This is a genomic window from Rheinheimera nanhaiensis E407-8, from assembly GCF_000296695.1.
Taxonomy (GTDB): Bacteria; Pseudomonadota; Gammaproteobacteria; order Enterobacterales; family Alteromonadaceae; genus Alishewanella; species Alishewanella nanhaiensis.
This window is the reverse complement of record NZ_BAFK01000032.1, coordinates 1-19,712: the sequence shown is the minus strand read 5'-3', so window position 1 is coordinate 19,712 and position 19,712 is coordinate 1. Positions and strand designations below refer to the sequence as shown.

14 protein-coding genes and 1 CRISPR repeat array are annotated in these 19,712 nt (G+C 51.4%); of the genes, 9 read left to right on the top strand and 5 right to left on the bottom strand.

Features of this window, described 5'->3' with window-relative positions:
* The first annotated feature begins 101 nt into the window (after positions 1-101).
* From RNAN_RS17460 to RNAN_RS17425, 8 genes are all read left to right on the top strand, one after another.
* Positions 102-2,570: a CRISPR-associated helicase/endonuclease Cas3 gene (locus tag RNAN_RS17460; protein ID WP_008224257.1), complete on the top strand. Its 2,469-nt coding sequence runs from the start codon at positions 102-104 to the stop codon at positions 2,568-2,570.
* 17 nt (positions 2,571-2,587) lie between these two features.
* Entirely contained in the window at positions 2,588-3,307 is a 720-nt protein-coding gene (gene cas5c / locus RNAN_RS17455; protein ID WP_008224256.1) for a type I-C CRISPR-associated protein Cas5c, read from the top strand.
* Positions 3,304-5,250 (top strand): type I-C CRISPR-associated protein Cas8c/Csd1, encoded by a 1,947-nt coding sequence (cas8c, locus tag RNAN_RS17450; RefSeq protein ID WP_008224255.1) that lies wholly within the window; start codon positions 3,304-3,306, stop codon positions 5,248-5,250. The genes cas5c and cas8c overlap by 4 nt, the downstream gene beginning before the upstream one ends.
* A gap of 10 nt (positions 5,251-5,260) precedes the next feature.
* Positions 5,261-6,091, top strand: a complete 831-nt coding sequence (gene cas7c / locus RNAN_RS17445; RefSeq protein WP_008224253.1) for a type I-C CRISPR-associated protein Cas7/Csd2 — start codon at positions 5,261-5,263, stop codon at positions 6,089-6,091.
* Positions 6,081-6,731, top strand: a complete 651-nt coding sequence (cas4, locus tag RNAN_RS17440; protein ID WP_008224252.1) for a CRISPR-associated protein Cas4 — start codon at positions 6,081-6,083, stop codon at positions 6,729-6,731. The genes cas7c and cas4 overlap by 11 nt, the downstream gene beginning before the upstream one ends.
* Positions 6,712-7,728, top strand: coding sequence for a type I-C CRISPR-associated endonuclease Cas1c (cas1c, locus tag RNAN_RS17435; protein WP_008224251.1), 1,017 nt, complete (start codon positions 6,712-6,714; stop codon positions 7,726-7,728). The genes cas4 and cas1c overlap by 20 nt, the downstream gene beginning before the upstream one ends.
* A gap of 14 nt (positions 7,729-7,742) precedes the next feature.
* Positions 7,743-8,036: a CRISPR-associated endonuclease Cas2 gene (gene cas2 / locus RNAN_RS17430; protein ID WP_008224250.1), complete on the top strand. Its 294-nt coding sequence runs from the start codon at positions 7,743-7,745 to the stop codon at positions 8,034-8,036.
* 175 nt (positions 8,037-8,211) lie between these two features.
* Positions 8,212-12,074: a CRISPR direct-repeat array (repeat unit 32 nt; unit sequence GTCGCGCCTCACGCAGGCGCGTGGATTGAAAC).
* 436 nt (positions 12,075-12,510) lie between these two features.
* Positions 12,511-12,753 carry a hypothetical protein gene (locus tag RNAN_RS17425; protein WP_008224244.1) on the top strand — a complete coding sequence of 81 codons (243 nt, stop codon included), beginning with the start codon at positions 12,511-12,513 and terminating at the stop codon, positions 12,751-12,753.
* 9 nt (positions 12,754-12,762) lie between these two features.
* Here RNAN_RS17425 and RNAN_RS17420 read toward each other — a convergent pair whose 3' ends face one another.
* Positions 12,763-14,673: a propionyl-CoA synthetase gene (locus RNAN_RS17420; protein ID WP_008224242.1), complete on the bottom strand. Its 1,911-nt coding sequence runs from the start codon at positions 14,671-14,673 to the stop codon at positions 12,763-12,765.
* Positions 14,674-14,844: 171 nt separating this feature from the next.
* Here RNAN_RS17420 and arfB point away from each other — a divergent pair, with 171 nt between their 5' ends.
* Positions 14,845-15,264, top strand: a complete 420-nt coding sequence (arfB, locus tag RNAN_RS17415) for an alternative ribosome rescue aminoacyl-tRNA hydrolase ArfB (protein ID WP_008224240.1) — start codon at positions 14,845-14,847, stop codon at positions 15,262-15,264.
* A gap of 20 nt (positions 15,265-15,284) precedes the next feature.
* Here arfB and RNAN_RS17410 read toward each other — a convergent pair whose 3' ends face one another.
* The 4 genes from RNAN_RS17410 to RNAN_RS17395 form a co-directional block, all read right to left on the bottom strand.
* The gene (locus tag RNAN_RS17410) at positions 15,285-16,214 is read right to left on the bottom strand and encodes a helix-turn-helix transcriptional regulator (RefSeq protein ID WP_008224238.1); all 930 of its coding nucleotides are present in this window, start codon (positions 16,212-16,214) and stop codon (positions 15,285-15,287) included.
* Positions 16,211-16,543, bottom strand: coding sequence for a nuclear transport factor 2 family protein (locus RNAN_RS17405; RefSeq protein WP_008224237.1), 333 nt, complete (start codon positions 16,541-16,543; stop codon positions 16,211-16,213). The genes RNAN_RS17410 and RNAN_RS17405 overlap by 4 nt, the downstream gene beginning before the upstream one ends.
* A gap of 146 nt (positions 16,544-16,689) precedes the next feature.
* Positions 16,690-18,069 (bottom strand): ATP-dependent RNA helicase DbpA, encoded by a 1,380-nt coding sequence (gene dbpA, locus RNAN_RS17400; protein WP_008224235.1) that lies wholly within the window; start codon positions 18,067-18,069, stop codon positions 16,690-16,692.
* Between the two features lie 164 nt (positions 18,070-18,233).
* Positions 18,234-19,553 carry an amidohydrolase gene (locus RNAN_RS17395; protein ID WP_008224233.1) on the bottom strand — a complete coding sequence of 440 codons (1,320 nt, stop codon included), beginning with the start codon at positions 19,551-19,553 and terminating at the stop codon, positions 18,234-18,236.
* Between the last annotated feature and the right edge of the window lie 159 nt (positions 19,554-19,712).

Below are 19,712 nucleotides of genomic sequence, written 5' to 3'. Positions count from 1 at the left end.
TTATCAAGCACCCGTACAGTTAGTTTACAGGTGTTTTTGTACAGTGTTGTGCAATGAGGGAGAGAGGGTAGAGTGGTGATGTTGAAATTATGGAGCCATCAATGGAATACATAGCTCACCCGGCTAAAACCGGAACCGAACATCAAAGTGTTAAGACGCATCTGACCGAAGTCGGCGCATTAGCTGCAACGTATGCTGGGAAAATTGGCCATGATGAAGCAGGAATTCTCATCGGACTGTTGCACGACTTCGGCAAATACAGCAAGGCATTTCAAGACTACATGCTGCTGATTATCAGAGAACTTGGTGCTGATTATGATCCGGATCTGGATGAGGTGGAATCGAAGAGCTTAAAAGGGAAAATTGATCACTCATCTGCGGGTGCCCAATGGCTATTTAATAAATTAGTGCCTATTGCACGCAAACTTTATGCAGACAACGGCTCGTTAGAGCAAAAACTGGCTATTGCGGTGGTACAAATTCTGGCGCTGTGTGTCGCTTCTCACCACAGTGGCCTAATTGATAATTTGCCTTCAGAAAACGGTGCTGGCTTTCTGGCCCGGATGAAAAAAGCAGACGAGAAAACCCATTTACAAGAATGTATTCAGTCAGTCGATGCTGAAGTGATTGGCAAAGTTGAGTCTATAGCTACTACCGCGTTTGTGGCGGATATGGTGAATAAATTAAAGCAGCTATCGCCACAACATCCGGCGGATGCCAGTGACATTGTTTCTGCATTTAATCTTGGCTTCTACACTAAGTTTTTGTTCAGCTGCCTTATCGATGCAGACAGGGTAAACAGTGCTGATTTTGAAAACCCGGATTATAGCCAGTACCGGCATTTAAAACCGGGTTGGGCATTAGCTTGTCAACGTATGGAAGCTTTTGTCACCACGTTGAAAGTCAGAAATGCCGTAGACGATATACGCAAGCAAATCTCAGATAATTGCTTAAAACGCGCTGTCGATGCTCAGGGGATATACAGTCTTACTGTACCTACCGGTGGCGGTAAAACCTATTCCAGTTTGCGCTTTGCTTTACATCACGCCAAAAAACATCAACTGGACCGTATTTTTTATATTATTCCTTACACCTCAATTATTGAACAAAACGCTGAGGCAATCAGAACAGTACTACACCGCGATGATGATACAAGACCATGGGTGTTAGAACATCACTCTAGCCTGGAGCCGGAGCAGCAAACCTGGCATAGCAAGTTGGTCAGTGAAAACTGGGATGCGCCTATAGTACTAACCACTATGGTGCAATTTCTGGAAACCTTGCTAAGCGGTGGCACCCGGGGCGTCAGGCGGTTACATCAACTGGCCAATAGCGTGATTGTATTTGATGAAATCCAAACCCTACCAATTAATTGCATCCACTTGTTTAATAACGCGCTGAATTTTCTGGCTGCGAATTGTAAAACAACAGCGGTGCTTTGCACTGCAACGCAACCCTTGTTACATCAGGTCCAAAATGAAAATAAAGGCAGGCTGCACCTGCCTGCCGGCAATGAGCTTGTGCCTGATGTAGGCGAGTTGTTTCAGCAGTTAAAACGGGTAGAGATTCTGGACAAAACAACAGTAGCGGGCTGGTCATTAGAGGAAATTACAGCCTTAGCGGTTGAGCAACTGCAGTTAAAGCAAAGCTGCCTGATTATTGTTAATACAAAAAACTGGGCACAGGCATTGTTCAAGTCTGCACAGCAAACACAGCAAATTGATTCAGATGCATTAATCCATCTTAGCACTGCACAGTGCCCGGCACATCGTAAGTTATTACTTACTAAGGTGCGGCAGCGTTTAGACGCTGGCTTACCGGTGCTGTGTTTTAGCACTCAATTAATTGAAGCCGGGGTCGATGTGGATTTCGCCTCTGTTATTCGTTTTCAGGCCGGGCTGGATTCTTTAGCTCAGGCCGCTGGTCGCTGTAATCGTAACGGTAGGCACCAGACTGCTCAGGTTTATGTGGTTAATCCTGACAAAGAAACCATCGATTTATTGCCGGATATAAAAGTAGGACGTGACACCACAAAGCGGATATTTAACGAGTTTAAAGGGCAGGATTTCTTAAAACCTGAGGTAATGCAGCAGTATTTTCAGTACTACTTTTTTGATCGCAGTAAGGAAATGAATTATCCGCTTAAAGCAACTACTACAAATGGTGCTAATGATTTGCTTAACCTACTAAGTGTTAATGCACGAAACCCTTATGGCAATACACCGCTGACATTGCATCACGCTTTTATGACAGCAGGTAAAGCCTTTAAAGCGATAGATGCACCTACGCAATCGCTAATAGTGCCTTACGGTGACGGTAAATCGCTAATAACAGATCTTTGTGCAGCAAATAAAAAATTCGATGCTGCAACTTACTACCCTTTGCTTCGCAGGTCGCAGAAATACAGCGTCAATCTCTTTCCGAATGTCTGGGAACAGCTTCAACAACAGAAAGCGATTTACGAGATAGCTGAAGGGGAAGGTGTCTACTACCTTGATGAACGGTTTTACAGTGAAGATTTTGGCGTTTGCACAGAACCGTGTGCAGAACAGCATAACTTAGTTTTCTAATTGAAAAGGATTGAACAATGACGACAAAACCAATGAAAAACAGCATTAGTTTTCGTCTACGGGGGCGCTATGCATTATTTACTGACCCGATTACTAAAGTAGGCGGTGAGAAATGCTCTTATCACCTGCCAACCTATGAGGCATTAAAGGGCGTTTTAAAATCTATTTATTGGAAGCCAACGCTTACCTGGTATGTCGACAGAGTCAGAGTGCTTAAGCCTCTTCGCACCCAAACAAAAGGCACTAAGCCGCTGAACTGGGGCGGTGGTAATAGCCTGGCGATCTATACCTTTTTGCATGATGTTGAGTATCAGGTGGAGGCGCATTTCGAGTGGAATGAACACCGGCCTGAGCTTGCTGCAGACAGAATAGACGGCAAGCATTTTAGTATCGCTACACGGGTGCTGGAAAAAGGTGGGCGGCAGGATATCTTTCTGGGTACCCGTGATTGCCAGGCCTACGTTGAGCCTTGTGAATTTGGTGAAGGCTCTGGTGCTTACGACAATATTGACGAGCTGGGTTTTGGTTTAATGTTTCACGGTTTTGATTACCCAGATGAAACCGGTATTAACGAATTACACAGCCGGTTTTGGCACGCCACTATGAAACATGGCATTGTTACTTTTCCCCGCCCGGAAGATTGTCAGATCAGACGCTTTGTCCGCGAGATGCAACCAAAGGAATTTGCGCTTGATGTTAATCAACAGGCTGTGGATGAGCTGGAGGCAGCAGTATGAGTTGGTTAGCACGGCTATATGAAACCTATGAACAAGCGCAGCAGTTATCTGCAGATTTACCGCAGGAACAACAGTTAATGCCGGTTAGCCATACTCCGCAGAACGCTCATATCAATATTGTTATTGACGGCAATGGCTCTTTTCTGCGGGCTTCCGTGCTGGAAAAAACACAATTGGTTTTGCCAGCGACAGAGCAGTCAGCAGGCAGAGCAAGTGGGCTAGCACCCCATGCTCTGGCAGACAAGATTCAGTATGTAGCAGGCGACTATGAGCAATTTGGTGGTTTAAAAAAGGCAGGGTTTGAACTTTATTTTGAACAACTTAGTGGATGGTGCAAATCTGAATTCGTTTTACCCGCTATTGAAGCTATCCACAGGTATGTTGGTAAGCGAACTGTAGTTGCGGATCTGCTGCAACATGGCGTACTACACGCCGAAAACGGTGTTTTACTAACAAAGTGGCAATCCTCAGCAGAGGCGCCTTTGTTATTCAAAGTTTTACCAAAAGAAGCCGGTTCATTGGATCAAGGTTCGGCATTGGTGTGCTGGACAGTGGAAATGCCTGGTATTGCACAGTCTAAAACCTGGCTTGATCCGGCCATTCAGCAAAGTTGGATTAATTTTGACAGCTTAAATGGTGGCAAGCCGGGATTATGTTTGGTAAAGGGCGAGCAAACTGTTTTAGCATCAAACCACCCGGCCAAAATAAGGCACAGTGGTGATAAAGCAAAATTAATTTCTGCCAACGATAGTGGTGGCTTTACTTTCAGAGGCAAATTTACCAATAGCGGCCAGGCTGCGGCAGTGAGTTTTGATGTTACCCAAAAAGCACATAACGCGTTGCGTTGGTTACTTGGGCGCCAGAGTTTTCGCAATGGCGATCAAACCTATGTTAGCTGGGCCGTATCGGGCAAAACAATACCAAATCCATTCTCTGATCCGTGGGATCTGTTAAGTACAGAAACTCTACCTGAAAAAGATCACTCACTGGATTTAGGCCAAAGCTATGCGCTAAACCTGAAAAGTCACCTGAAAGGTACGGGTAAGGGAGAGCTCGAGCGTAACGAGAGCATTTGTATTTTAGGGTTGGATTCCGCAACCCCGGGGCGCATGGGGATTATTTACTATCGAGAAACTATTGCTGAAGAGTTTTTAGACTCACTGGAAAAGTGGTATCAGGATTTTGCCTGGCCACAGCGGCATAAAATAACGCTGAACAGTGAGAATAAAAGTAAAGCTGTCGAGAAAACGATTTGGTCGGCCTGCGCCCCTGCACCTTATAAAATTTGGGATGCCGTTTACGGTGATGTTTTAAAAAGCACTGATTCACTGAAGAAAAACCTTACCGAGCGCCTGCTACCCTGCATTGTAGAAGGCAGGCCCTTGCCGGTAGATATTGTTACCTATGCCATTAAACGGGCAACCAATCGATTAGCTTACAAAAGTGATGAAACATGGCGCTGGGAGCAAAACTTAGGTATTGCCTGCGCGCTTTATAAAGGCTTTTGCAAACGTACACCTCATATTAAATACCAAAAGGACTATGCCATGGCATTAGATGAAAGCAGTACCTCACGGGACTATTTATATGGCCGCTTATTGGCGGTAGCTGAAAATATTGAATCCTATGCGCTTTACAAAGCGGGTGAAAAGCGTAACACCACGGCAGACCGTTTAATGCAGCGCTTTGCCGACAGGCCGTTTTCCACCTGGCGCAATTTAGAGCTGGCACTAAAGCCCTATATGCATCGTTTGCAAAATGTTAGCCCCGGTTTTTTGAAGCTACGAAAAGACTTGCTGGATAGCATTCAGTCAGCTTTCGATACTACAGAATTTAAATCAGACAAAGCGTTAAGCGGTGAGTTTTTACTGGGTTTTCACTGCCAGCGCTTAGTACTAAATAGTAAAAAAGACGCGGCAGACACCGCAGATGCAGCAGAATAAGGAAAACAGCATGAGCTTACAAAATAAAATCGATTTCGCCATTATTTTTTCAGTAAAAAACGCTAACCCAAATGGCGACCCGTTAAATGGTAACCGGCCACGGACAGATTATGACGGCTTTGGCGAAATTACCGATGTATGTTTAAAGCGCAAAACGCGCGATCGCTTACAAGATGCTGGCCAGGCTATTTTTGTGCAATCGGACGAAAAGAAAACCGATGGCTACCCAAGCCTGCGGGCAAGAGCAGAAGGTGTATTAGGTAAAGATGTGCTGAATGCGAAGAAGACAAAACCAGAAGATGCAGCAAAACTGGCATGTGAAACCTGGTTTGACGTCCGTGCCTTTGGCCAGTTATTTGCGTTTAAAAGCGAAGAAAAAGACGGTGTATCTATTCCCATTCGTGGGCCGGTTAGCATTCATTCTGCCTTTAGTATTGAGCCGGTAAGTATTACCAGTACGCAGATCACCAAAAGTGTTAGTGGTGATGGTGATGGCAGTAAAAAAGGCTCGGATACTATGGGTATGAAACACCGGGTTGATAATGCCGTTTACGTAGCTTTCGGTGCTATGTCACCACAACTGGCTGAAAAAACTGGTTTTAGTGACGCAGATGCGAATACGCTTAAATCGATACTGCCGAAATTGTTTGAAGGCGACGCGTCCTCTGCCCGGCCAGAAGGTTCTATGGCGGTTGAAAAGGTGATTTGGTGGCAGCATAGCAGCAAGGCCGGGCAGTATTCATCTGCCAAGGTACACAGAACGCTGAATGTCAAAGCTGATGGTAGTTATGAACTAAGTCAGTTGGAAGGGTTAACGCCAGAAGAGATTGATGGCTTCTGATGCTGACCGGCGTTTAGTGCCACTGGCGGCCTTACAGCATTTTGCTTTTTGCCCCCGCCAGTGTGCACTAATACATAACGAGCAAGTGTGGGCCGATAATTTTCTGACTGCACAAGGCAACTTACTGCATGAGCGGGTAGACAGCGGTGAACCGGAAACCCGCAAAGGTGTACGGTTTGAACGCGGTGTGCAGGTGGCAGCGCCCAAGCTGGGCATAACCGGTAAGCTGGATTTAGTGGAGCGTGATTTATCCAGCGGCAAATTATGCCCGGTAGAGTACAAACGCGGTAAACCCAAACCCGGTGATTGGGATGAAATTCAACTCTGTGCCCAAGCACTGTGCCTGGAAGAAATGACCGGGCAATCTGTGCCTGAAGGCGCCTTGTGGTACCACCAAACCCGGCATCGCCAGGTAATTACCTTTAGTGCTGAGCTGCGCTTGCGTACCTTGCAGGTAATTGCTGAGGTAGCAGCCATGCTGGCGTCGGGCCAAACGCCCAAAGCGGTATATGGCAAGCATTGCCATGCCTGTAGTTTGTATGACTTATGCAACCCTAAATTGCTGCAACAAGACAACAGCCGCAAGTATGTAAAAAAGCTCTTTGCCACGGATGATACAGATGAAAAAACTGCAGAATAGTTTGTATATCAATACACAGGGCGCTTATTTGCATAAAGAGCGCGAAACCCTGGTTATTGATATCAATAAACAAAAAGCGGCGCAGTTACCTATCCACGGCATAGGGGCTATTTTTTGTTTTGGTAATGTTATGGTTTCGCCACAGGTTATGGGGTTTTGTGGTGAAAACGCGGTGAATCTGGCATTTTTTACTGAATATGGCCGCTTTCTGGCCAGAATTCAGGGCAAGCAATCCGGTAATGTGTTGTTGCGCAGAAGCCAGTATCGCAAAGCGGATGAAGATCCACACGCTATTGCCCGCAATATCGTAGCGGCAAAAATACAGATGCAAAAACAGGTATTGCAGCGCCAGCAGCGTAACCATGGGGTATTGCCTGAATTAACTGCTCAGATAACGGCACTTAATCATATTTTGGATACGTTAAAGCTGGCGACTAATCTGGATAAAATTCGTGGTTACGAGGGCGATGCCGCAGCGCGCTATTTCTCAGTGTTTAGTTTACTGCTCACCGGCAGTGCAAAAGGCTTTAACTTTAGCGGCCGGGTGCGGCGGCCGCCAACTGATCCTATTAATGCGCTGTTGTCGTTTATCTATTCAGTGCTGGGTAATGATATCAGTGCGGCTTTGCAAGGCGTAGGGCTTGACCCGCAGGTAGGTTTTTTGCATCAGGAACGGCCAGGCAGAGACAGCCTGGCGCTGGATTTGCTGGAGGAGTTCCGTGCTTTTATCGCTGATCGTTTAGTGCTAACCCTACTGAACCGGCAACAACTTAAAGCAACAGATTTTGTGACAGAAGCCGGTGGCGCAGTAAAGCTAAAAGACGACGCCCGCAAACTAGTACTGCAGGAATACCAAAGCCGCAAACAGCAAACCATTAAGCATGCTTTTTTGGGCGAAGACGTTGAAATCGGTTTATTGCCTTACATTCAGGCGATGTTGCTGGCCCGGCACCTGCGTGGTGACCTAGCTGAGTATCCACCCTTTTTTAGTAAGTAGCAGGTAGCTCTTTTATGATGGTACTAATTACCTACGACGTATCCTTTAGTTCAGAAGATGGCAAAGCCCGGTTAAGACGTATTGCCAAAATTTGTCAGGACTACGGCACCCGTGTGCAGTACTCGGTGTTTGAGTGTGATATCGACCCGGCGCAATGGGTCAGGTTGAAAGCTGAGTTATTGGCTACGTACGATGAAGAAGTTGATAGCCTGCGGTTTTATATTCTGGGTAAAAGCTGGCGCAGTAAAGTAGAACACCATGGCGCCAAAACGGCGCTGGATTTATTTGCCGATACGCTGATTATCTAATCGCTAACCGGTAGTGCTCTTTAAAAAGCCGGATCTTTAGCGGCGGGCTTACTAACTGAATTTAAAAGTTAAATGTAAGCCCGTTGTATTTTTACGTTCGTTATTTGAATAATCTCTGTGGGTTAGCGCTAAATACATTTTAGCGTTAGACTACACCCGCCTTTGCAAAAAGGCAGTCGCGCCTCACGCAGGCGCGTGGATTGAAACAGGACACTAAAGACATTGCCGCTGAGTTATCAAGTCGCGCCTCACGCAGGCGCGTGGATTGAAACTCCAACCGCGTCATAGCAGCTGATGGCGCAACTTGTCGCGCCTCACGCAGGCGCGTGGATTGAAACATATAGCGCCGCACGTAAAAAATATGTGGTACAGTCGCGCCTCACGCAGGCGCGTGGATTGAAACCAGTATCAGTATTACAGCGAGCAGAAAGCTGTAAACGTCGCGCCTCACGCAGGCGCGTGGATTGAAACGGCCTCCTTGTGATGCATCGCAGCTCTCGCCATGTCGCGCCTCACGCAGGCGCGTGGATTGAAACGGCGCAATTCTCAGTAGCAAGCGAGCTAACAGAGGTCGCGCCTCACGCAGGCGCGTGGATTGAAACGCGGTGTCTTTTATCACAAATCGGCTTACAAGTTAGTCGCGCCTCACGCAGGCGCGTGGATTGAAACCATCAATGAGCTTGAGGCTGAGTTATTGGCGGTTGTCGCGCCTCACGCAGGCGCGTGGATTGAAACGGGTTTTACATCAAGTGCTGATTTCACCAACTTAGGTCGCGCCTCACGCAGGCGCGTGGATTGAAACGGGTATGGATATAAAGTCAGCCTGTAGCGTGGCCGTCGCGCCTCACGCAGGCGCGTGGATTGAAACCTCTGAGCATAGCGGGTCGCTTGCATGGTGAATCGTCGCGCCTCACGCAGGCGCGTGGATTGAAACGGTTGATGGTAAAAAATATCAGTGGGGTGTGTGATGTCGCGCCTCACGCAGGCGCGTGGATTGAAACCTGCACTGTAGTGTACCGCTGGCTAATATCGACGTCGCGCCTCACGCAGGCGCGTGGATTGAAACAGTTTGTCAGCGCTGCTGCGCTATATGTTGGTGAGTCGCGCCTCACGCAGGCGCGTGGATTGAAACGACATGGTTGGTAAAAATACCACCAAAGCAGCCAGTCGCGCCTCACGCAGGCGCGTGGATTGAAACTCGCTAGTGTGGGAAGAAAGACCGTAACGAAAAAGGTCGCGCCTCACGCAGGCGCGTGGATTGAAACAACTTATAGCGGCATTCGGTAGCAAGTCGTTTAAGTCGCGCCTCACGCAGGCGCGTGGATTGAAACTGCGTGGATAACACCACCGCCTAAAAAGTTAACATGTCGCGCCTCACGCAGGCGCGTGGATTGAAACTGCGTTGTCTATATCCAGAGAGCAGATTTTAGACGTCGCGCCTCACGCAGGCGCGTGGATTGAAACGGGCCATTACATAAACACCAAGACGGCGACGAGCGTCGCGCCTCACGCAGGCGCGTGGATTGAAACGCGTTGCTGCGGTGCTTGAGGAGGATAAAAGCAGGGTCGCGCCTCACGCAGGCGCGTGGATTGAAACGCGTCGTGTTCAAAGGCAGGGAGCCAAGCAGGGCGTCGCGCCTCACGCAGGCGCGTGGATTGAAACGTACGTTTGCGCACTGGATACCAGCGTCGCGCCAAGTCGCGCCTCACGCAGGCGCGTGGATTGAAACCTACACTGACCTGCGCGGGTGGGGTGACGTTACGGTGTCGCGCCTCACGCAGGCGCGTGGATTGAAACGCCAAGGCGTTACCAGGCGCCACGGCTGCTTTACGTCGCGCCTCACGCAGGCGCGTGGATTGAAACGCCGCCAGCAACTGAAAACACAGCGCCATCAGCTGTCGCGCCTCACGCAGGCGCGTGGATTGAAACACGCAGTAAAGGCATATTAAGCTCAACAACTCCGAGGTCGCGCCTCACGCAGGCGCGTGGATTGAAACTAGCCAAAGCACGCGGAGAAACAAAATGATAATCCGTCGCGCCTCACGCAGGCGCGTGGATTGAAACGGGTACTGCCTGTTGTTTGCCTTAGTGCATCGCGTCGCGCCTCACGCAGGCGCGTGGATTGAAACACCAACCCGGCACCCGTCCACATTGATCGCCCCGTCGCGCCTCACGCAGGCGCGTGGATTGAAACCAACTTTACCGCATCTTTGTGGTTGCTATTAAAGTCGCGCCTCACGCAGGCGCGTGGATTGAAACTTCTGCCAATCGAGTTAAGTATAACTTGCTTATCGTCGCGCCTCACGCAGGCGCGTGGATTGAAACCGCCCTTCTAACCTTGGCGTGTTAGTGCGCTGCAATGTCGCGCCTCACGCAGGCGCGTGGATTGAAACGGCCACTGGCGCGGCTGGTACTTCTGCAGCTGCGGTCGCGCCTCACGCAGGCGCGTGGATTGAAACGTCCGGCATACCTTTTGCGGCAGCCTGTTTAGGGGGTCGCGCCTCACGCAGGCGCGTGGATTGAAACCGGGTCCATTTCGGCCAAGTCGCCCTCCACCATGTCGCGCCTCACGCAGGCGCGTGGATTGAAACCAGCTCTACCAGCTGCAGGTGCAGGCTGGGTGCGTCGCGCCTCACGCAGGCGCGTGGATTGAAACCACCGCTTTATTAGCTACGATATCACCCCCCTGGGTCGCGCCTCACGCAGGCGCGTGGATTGAAACAGAGCGTCAGCGGGCTTTCGACAAAGGCGTAGTTGTCGCGCCTCACGCAGGCGCGTGGATTGAAACGGCTACACTGAGAACGGAGCCATAGAGCAGGACGTCGCGCCTCACGCAGGCGCGTGGATTGAAACGTATTTGCCGGCTGCCGAAATCATGCCTTTTTCACGGTCGCGCCTCACGCAGGCGCGTGGATTGAAACCAGCTACGGCCGTTGCGGATGTTCTGCACCAGGTGTCGCGCCTCACGCAGGCGCGTGGATTGAAACACCAACAAAGGTGATAGGCGCACAAGAACCCGTGGTCGCGCCTCACGCAGGCGCGTGGATTGAAACATAATTACGCACCGCCACTTTATTGCCGCTTGAGGTCGCGCCTCACGCAGGCGCGTGGATTGAAACTTGTGCGCGTAATCCCATGCTATCTACCCCTTAGTCGCGCCTCACGCAGGCGCGTGGATTGAAACAAGCAGGTAGTCGTTAGCGGTTAACTTAACGTACAGTCGCGCCTCACGCAGGCGCGTGGATTGAAACGAGCTTTGCCTTAACCACCAGAGCAAGGGCGCGGTGTCGCGCCTCACGCAGGCGCGTGGATTGAAACTTGTATGCCGTAAATGTGGCGTTAGCTAAACTTGGTCGCGCCTCACGCAGGCGCGTGGATTGAAACGGAGCAAGGGCTATAGTCAAAGCTGCAGCTGCTAGTCGCGCCTCACGCAGGCGCGTGGATTGAAACTGTTTGATTTGCCGGTACTGACCAGCCCGCCGCTGGTCGCGCCTCACGCAGGCGCGTGGATTGAAACTACCACGTGTACACGCCTTTCAACTTTGAACAGGTCGCGCCTCACGCAGGCGCGTGGATTGAAACAGCGCGTGAACCCTCGGCACAACTTGCGCCCAGGTCGCGCCTCACGCAGGCGCGTGGATTGAAACCACTACAACGTAGGTGCTGGCAACTTCCGCAGCAGGTCGCGCCTCACGCAGGCGCGTGGATTGAAACAGGCTTGGCGTAAATCTGCACAGCGTCATCGCCGGTCGCGCCTCACGCAGGCGCGTGGATTGAAACTGTCTGTCGGCTACGTTATGGCCGATATAACCCTGGTCGCGCCTCACGCAGGCGCGTGGATTGAAACCTGCTGTATGCGCTCTTGGGTCGGTAGTACCCGTGTCGCGCCTCACGCAGGCGCGTGGATTGAAACATTGATCGCGAACCCCGCATTCAGCGTCGCGCCTCACGCAGGCGCGTGGATTGAAACAAATATAACTTGTCTTTGTTCGTTTGCTGAATTAAGTCGCGCCTCACGCAGGCGCGTGGATTAAAACGAAACCACCACTGGCTTATCCGCTAGATTTGGTCGAGCGCACAGTAGACGTTTGTTTTGAAGCTATAGAAGAGGCAAGAGTAACATTGGTTAACTGCGCCTGGCGAATTTCTGCATCTAGTCTGTCGATTTCTTTCGCGATGGCAGTGATATCCACCAACTGACTGCACGCGAAGCTGACTTCAAGGTGACGCTCAGTTTCAGTAAGCTTGGCGTTAGTGGTAGTGCAATGCGAAGGCAGAGAGCTGCTCTTCTTTGTGTTACGGACAAATCGATTAAACACTTTTAGGAATATGCTCATTAGCTATTTCTAGACTTTATTTCTGGGGAAAGGTAGTAATCTAATCCCACTTTTTACGCGGATATCATAAATAACGCAATTCCGTTGTCTAAAACATGCTAGCGTTCACTGTAGTAAATTTACAGGGTTGATAAATATGCCATTGCGCCGAATTTTATACTGTACTTTGTTGTTGTCACATATTTCTCTGTGGGCCGCGCCGCAGTTTAGCCAGGCCGAGTGTATCACGCTAAACCAGCAGCGGCTGGAGCTGCGTAAACAGTTGCGTCAACCTTACGATGCCGCCCACGGCCAAAGGTTACAGCAGCAGCTGCGTGAGTTAGAGCGCTTGTTAGCCCAGCACTGTAAAAAGCCGGTGAAAACCCCGCCCTCTCATTAACTGATTCACTTAGCTGCCGCTTAGCAGGCCGCGCGCTTGCATCAGCTGAGCAATTTCCGGCAGGCTGGCCGGATCGTCTATGGTTGACGGCACACTGTACTGGCTGCCATCGGCAATTTGCCGCAGTAACTTACGCAATATTTTGCCGGAGCGGGTTTTTGGCAAGCGTTTGACAATAAGCGCCTTTTTAAAGCAGGCCAGGGCGCCAATTTCCTCGCGTACCATGGCGACCAGCTCGGCTTCTAAAATGGTTTCGTCTACCTCAACGCCGTTTTTAATCAGTACCAGTGCCATCGGCTGCTGGCCTTTAATCGGCTCGGGAATACCAATGACGCAGCATTCGGCAATGGCCGGGTGGCTGGCGACAATTTGCTCCATTTCGCCGGTAGACAGACGATGCCCCGCCACGTTGATGACATCATCAGTGCGGCCCATCACAAACAGATAACCGTCATCGTCAATATAGCCGCCATCGCCACTGGCGTAATAGCCGGGGAAGGTGGCCAGATAACCGTCGACAAAGCGCGCATCGTTACCCCAGATAGTGGTTAAGCAGCCCGGCGGCAGCGGCAGCTTTAAGGCAATATAGCCCTGCTCATTGGCTTTTACCTGCTGGCCGGCTTCATCGAGGATCTGCACATTAAAACCCGGTACCGGCACGGTAGATGAGCCGGGTTTGGCCGGTAGCAGGGCAATACCCGCCGGGTTGGCGGCGATGGGCCAGCCGGTTTCGGTTTGCCACCAATGGTCTATCACCGGCTTTTGCAGTTTGTCGACCACCCATTGGTATGTCGCCGGGTCCAGCCGTTCGCCGGCCATAAAAATGGTGCGCAGCGCTGATAAGTCATATTGCTGCAACGCCGCTTCGGGGTCTTCTTTGCGGATCGCGCGAAAGGCGGTGGGCGCGGCGAACAAAATATTCACCTTGTGCTCGGCACACACCCGCCAAAATGCGCTGGCATCGGGGGTAAATACCGGTTTACCTTCATACAACACTGTGGTGCAGCCGGCGATTAGCGGCGCATAGACAATATAAGAGTGGCCCACTACCCAGCCCACGTCGGACGCGGCCCAGAACACATCGCCCGGTTTGGTGTTATACACTGCCTGCATGCTGTAATGCAGCGCTACCGCATGGCCGCCGTTATCGCGCACTACGCCCTTTGGCTTACCGGTAGTGCCCGAGGTGTACAGCACATACAGCGGATCGGTGGCTTTTACCGGCACGCAGGCTGCCGGTTCGGCTTTTAATAGCGCTTGCTGCCAATCCAGATCGCGGCCGGCTTGCAGCTCTGCCTTTAGCTGGGGGCGCTGGTAAATAACGCAATGTGCCGGCTTATGTGCGGCTTTATTAATGGCATCGTCTAATAAGGGTTTATAGGCAATAACCTTACTGATCTCGATACCGCACGAGGCGCTTAGCACCACCTTGGGTTTGGCATCATCAATACGTAGCGCCAGTTCGTGGGCGGAAAAGCCACCGAATACCACTGAATGCACCGCGCCTAAGCGTGCCACCGCCAGCATGGCAATGGCGGCTTGGGGGATCATCGGCATATAGATCACCACCCGGTCGCCTTTTTGTACACCCAGCGCCTTTAACACGCCGGCAAAGCGGGCGACCTCATCGCGCAGCTCACGGTAACTAAAGCGTTGCTGGCTGTTAGTCACCGGCGAGTCGTAGATCAGCGCCGTTTGCTCCGCGCGGCCTTGTTCAACCTGGCTGTCCAGCGCCAGGTAAGCCGTGTTTAACACACCGTCACTAAACCACTGATAATGCGCAGCATCCTGCTGCTGTAATATCTGTTGTGGCGCCTTATACCAGTTAAGTTTAGCCGCCTGCTGTTGCCAGAAGGTTTCAGGGGCATTGGCCGCTTGCTGGTACAGCTGTTGGTAGTCTTGTTTGGCTTGTGTTGTCATTGGAGATCTCCGCACCAATTAAAGCTCATTTCTTGGTAACTACTGTAGCTAAAAACCTGTGTTAACGAACTTAGACTTAAGGTGCATAGACTTTAGGCTAAGGTGCTTGGCTTGTATCCGGCACCCGCTTGTGGTCTGATCCACTTCAGCTTGGCAATACAGCGGTGACCAATGGCAATTGAGATTTCAAACAGTGTGATATTGGCCGATAACGAGCTGGAATGGCAGTTTATCCGTTCCAGTGGTGCCGGTGGCCAGCATGTGAATAAGGTATCGACAGCCGCGCAGCTGATTTTTGATATTAAGGCGTCGAGTTTACCGGCGTTTTATAAAGATAGGCTGCTGGCCAAAGCTGATCATCGTATTACCCAAAGCGGCAAAATTATTATTAAATGCCAGCAAAGCCGTAGCCAGGAGATGAACCGGGAGCAGGCGTTAGCGCAGTTTATTGCACTGGTGCAGTCGGTGGCGCGGGTAGCGAAAAAGCGCATTGCCACCAAAGCCACTTACGGCAGCCAGCAACGGCGGCTGGAGCATAAAAAGCAGCGCGGTGCCACCAAGGCGCTGCGCCAGCAAAAGCCACAGGTTTAATTACCAGCGGCTTTGCATTATCACACGGGATACTGCGCCAGTATGGCTGCACTTTGCTGGCGAATTTCGCTAATCAGCTCTGCAGGCTCTAGTATCTGGGCGCTGCTACCCAAACTAAGCAGCCAGCTGGCCAGGCTGTGCCAGTCGCTGCTGTTCAGCGTCAGCACTATACCTTCAGCGGTTGGCAATTCATGGCTAATACCCTGCCACCATTCCCGCTTAGCGCGGTCAGCAGCCACGGCAGTAAAACGTACTCTGGCGCGCAGTGATGCTTGCGGCATATTTTGCCGGATAAAGCTTTGCGCATTGAAATCGCCGCGGCTGGTGACCGTTTCGGTTAATACGGTCAGTTTGCTGATGCGGTCGGTACGAAAATCGCGGTAGGCGCTACGCAGCCGGCACCAGCCTATAAAATGCCAGCGGCCAAGATAATACAGTAAACCGGCGGGTTCGGCCTGGCGCGACGTGACCGTTAAATCGGCTTTCTGATAATTGAACTGCACTAACTGCTGCCGGGCAATAGCTTGCTGCAACACGCTAAGATCGGCTTGCATTGGCGGGGTATTGGCCGGGGTTGCCATCGCCCGGGCCAGATGCTCCAGCCGCTGTTTTGCATCAGGCGGTAATACCGATTTCACTTTGTCCAGCGCGCTTTGCATCAGTTGCAGGTAACTCTGGCTGGTCATCCGCTGCGCCAGCATCAGGCCGGTGCTAAGCGCCATGGCCTCCGGTTCGGAGAAATTCACCGGCGGCAGCATATAGCCTTTCATCAGCCGGTAGCCGAGGCCGGTTTCTGCCAGTACCGGCACACCGGCCTCTGTCAGCGCCGCCAGATCGCGATAAATAGTGCGAATGCTTAAACCAAAATGCTCGGCCATCATTTCTGCTGTGCAATAACGCCGGCTTTGTAAATACAAAATAAGGGCTAGCAGCCGATCTACCCGGTTCATCTGGTCTGACTCTTGGTTTGCACGATTAACCGGCTTATTTTGCCATCTTGCAGCGCAAACACATACTGACAATCATCAGCATCGTTAGCGGCGCTGTGCCAGCGGGTTTGCAAATAGAACTCACCGAAGTGGCGACGCACTGCAGTAATTTCCAGCCGGTGATTGACAGGTTGCTGTTGTTGCCAGCACCAGATAGCGGCATGCCCCACCCAAATCTGGCCCTGCGCCAGTACCACGGCTTCGGGATCGAAAAACGACACTAATGTTGCGGTATCGTGGCGGTTATGTGCCTGAATAAATTGTGCGATGGCAGGTTCCAACTGGTGCATGATGCTGTCCTCCAAACTTTAACAGCATCATTGTGAGACATGCTACTGACAACCCTATGTCAGTAGCAAAGCAAATTTTTGCTTATTTTTCAGCGTCTGCACATTCCCCGGCTGTCAGCTGGTACACCAACAGTTGGCTGTCAGCTTTACAGCAGGCGGGCGCGAATGCTTTTACCTTTAATCTTGCCCTGCTGCAGCAGTTGCAGTGCCAGCTTAAGTTTGCTGCGTTTTACCGCGACAAAGCTCCAGATATCATGCAGCTGAATTTTGCCTAAATCGTCATTGGTCAGCTGTTTGCTGGCGGTTAAGGCGCCAACAATATCACCGGCACGGATCTTATGCTTTTTACCGCCGTCCAGCTGCAAGGTGGCCATCTGCGGTTTTGCGGGTTGCTGGGCAGAATGACTCGCCGGCAGAGCCGCCGGCTCAATTTTTATGCCTAAACCATCTTCCAGCGCCACCAACTTGCCGGCATCGCTGGCGGTAAATAAACTTAATGCTATACCCGTTTGGCCGGCGCGGCCGGTGCGGCCAATGCGGTGGGTATGGGTATCGGCATCATGTGCTAATTGGTAGTTAAACACCGCATCCACACTGCTGATATCCAGCCCGCGCGCGGCAACGTCGGTCGCTACTAAAATACAGGCACTGCCATTGGCAAACTGCACCAGCGTTTGGTCACGATCTTTTTGCTCCATATCGCCGTGCAGCGCCAGCACACTAAAACCAGCATCGGCTAAAGCGTCGGCCACATCCTGGGTTTCACGCTTGGTGTTGCAAAACACCATGCTGCTTTGGCCCTGATAACTGAGCAGCAAAGTCTGTAATGCCTGTAGCCTATCGTTGTTATGGCTTAGCTGATAAAAGCGTTGTTCGATACTGCTGGTGTTGTGCTGCTGCTCCACCGTGACCCGCACGGGTGTGCGTAGTAAACGCTCACTTAAGCTGGCAATAGCGCTGGGGTAAGTCGCGCTAAACAGCAGGGTTTGCCGCGCAGCGGGCGCTTTGGCAATCACAGCGTCTAAATCGGCACTAAAGCCCATCTCCAGCATGCGGTCGGCTTCATCCAGTACTAAGGTGGTTAAATCGTCCAGGTTAAGGCGGCCTTTGTCTAAATGATCAATCACCCGGCCCGGCGTGCCGACAATAATATGGGCACCGTGCTCCAGCGAGCCGATTTGCGGGCCAATAGGCACACCACCACACAGGGTTAAAATTTTAATATTGTGAATACTGCGCGCTAGTTTGCGCAGCTCGCTGGCGACCTGATCGGCCAGTTCACGGGTGGGGCACAGCACCAGGCTTTGTACGCGGAAGTACTTGACGTCCAGCTTGGCCAGCAGGCCCAAACCAAAGGCCGCGGTTTTACCCGAGCCGGTTTTCGCCTGGCCGATAACATCTTGACCGGCCAGGATAGCCGGCAGTGCCTGCGCCTGGATTTCTGTCATGCTGCTGTAGCCTAAATCGGTCAGGTTGCTGACTAGTGCGTCAGGTAAATTCAGGCTGGAAAACGGGGTATTGCTCATGCTGGCGCTCCGCAAAACATAATACTGCGGGCCATAGCCTGCAAAAGGGGCGGCATTGTAGCAGAAAGCAATGCAAATGCACCTGTCGCTGCTGAAAAAAACAGCAGTGACAGGTGCTTTCTGCTTATTTGGATAATCTGCCTGATTATATCGGCGGAACCGGATTACGCCTTCGGCATTAACTCCAGCAGCGCAATTACCGTGGCTTCCACGCCTTTGGTGACTGCCGGCTCAGGGCTGATTTTAAACAGCGGGCTATGGTGGCTGGGCACGGCCGGGCCGCCGGCTTTCTCGGCCGCAAAGGCCTCGGCTGGCGTGCCGCCGACAGCAAAATAGGTGCTGGGAATATAAGGATCAGTGGTAAAAAACGGAAAATCTTCTGCGCCCATGCCCAAACGTTTATAACTTTCGTCGAACACCTGTTGGCCCATATTGGCGGCCCAGGCTTTTTTTAGCCGCTGTGTCAGTGGTATGTCGTTCACCGTTGGCGGGGTGGGCTCGTCGGTAATGCGCACTTCCGGCAGTTTATCTTCTGGCATACCGGCGGCGCGGCCCAGGTTTTCTGCCACCCGTTTAATGGCAGCCATTAAATAGTCGCGCGTTGCCTGATTATCGTTCCGTACAGTCAGCTGCAGGTGAGCCTGATCAGAGATAATGTTATGTTTGGTGCCGCTATTAAAGGCGCCAACGGTAATCAGTGCCGGCTCTTTGGGGGCAATTTCGCGGCTGATGATGGTTTGCAACGCCAGAACAATTTGTGCGCCCAGCACTATCGGGTCTTTACCCCGGTGTGGGCTGGCACCATGAGCGCCTATGCCGTGCACGATAATATCGACGGTATCGACGCCTGAATAGGGTGAGCCTTCAACGGCGACGATTTTACCGGCTTCAATTTCAGAGGACACATGAAACGCCAACGCATAGTCTGGCTGGCCAAAGCGGCCCCAGATATTGTCTGCCATCATGCCTTTGGCGCCACCCACCCGCTCTTCAGCCGGCTGCCCTACCAGCATTAACGTGCCAGACCATTGCTCTTTCATCGCTGCCATGCGCCGCGCCGTACCGACCAGGCTGGTAATATGCACATCATGGCCACAGGCATGCATCACGTAGACTTCATTGCCGTCCCAATCGGTTTGTTTAGCAACCGACGCATAAGATAAGCCCGACTTCTCCTGCACCGGCAGGCCGTCCATATCAGCACGCATCATCACCAAAGGGCCGGGACCGTTTTTCAGCATGGCTACCACACCGGTTTTACCAACGCCTTCGGTCACCTCAAAGCCAGCGGTGCGCAGCTCTTGCGCCAGCCGTTTCGCGGTTTGGGTTTCCATATGTGACAGCTCGGGGTGTTGATGAAAGTGTTTGAATAAAGGGGCTAAATGCTGCTGGTAATCTTGCTGGATAAGCTTGTTAAGATCAGCAGTAGCAAACACCGCAAAACTGTTGAGGCTGATTAAGGTAGCTAGAAGCGTTTTTTTCATTGTGATACCGCCATCGGTGACTTAATGCTGTTTAAGCTACCTTGCTGGTGCTAAAAACACCAGCCTTAGTGGTAAAGGGTTGCGTCCGATGGCAGCAACGGCAGGTTAACCGCTTTGATACTCATTGAGCCTTCTCCCCAGCCCAGCCATTTGGCTAAG